1 protein-coding gene is annotated in these 362 nt (G+C 67.4%); it reads right to left on the reverse strand.

The features are described 5' to 3' along the window. Positions 1 to 362, reverse strand: a 362-nt coding sequence (locus tag AB4Y92_RS26695) for a molybdopterin-dependent oxidoreductase (protein WP_441822363.1), incomplete at both ends; no start/stop codon positions are given.

Below are 362 nucleotides of genomic sequence, written 5' to 3' on the forward strand. Positions count from 1 at the left end.
AAGGCCTGGCGCGAGCCGAGCCTCTCGGCGAGATCGGCGAAGATGGCGTAGTCGTCGCGCGCTTCGCCATAAGGCGGCACGACGGGCTGCATCGGGACGAGCAGCGGGTCGTTGGAACTGCCGCCGATGTCCTCGCGCTCCAGCGTCATCGTGCAGGGCAGCACGATGTCGGCATGGCGCGCCGTCGCCGTCCAGGCGAGTTCATGCACGACGAGCGTGTCGAGCCGGGCAAAAGCCTGGCGCAGGCGGTTCAGGTCCTGGTGGTGGTGGAACGGATTGCCGCCGGCCCAGTAGACCAGCTTGATCTCGGGATAGGTCCGGGTCTGGCCGTTATAGCGATAGCTGGCGCCCGGGTTCAGCAG

Source organism: Lysobacter sp. TAB13 (genome assembly GCF_052113885.1).
Classification (GTDB): domain Bacteria; phylum Pseudomonadota; class Gammaproteobacteria; order Xanthomonadales; family Xanthomonadaceae; genus Lysobacter; species Lysobacter gummosus.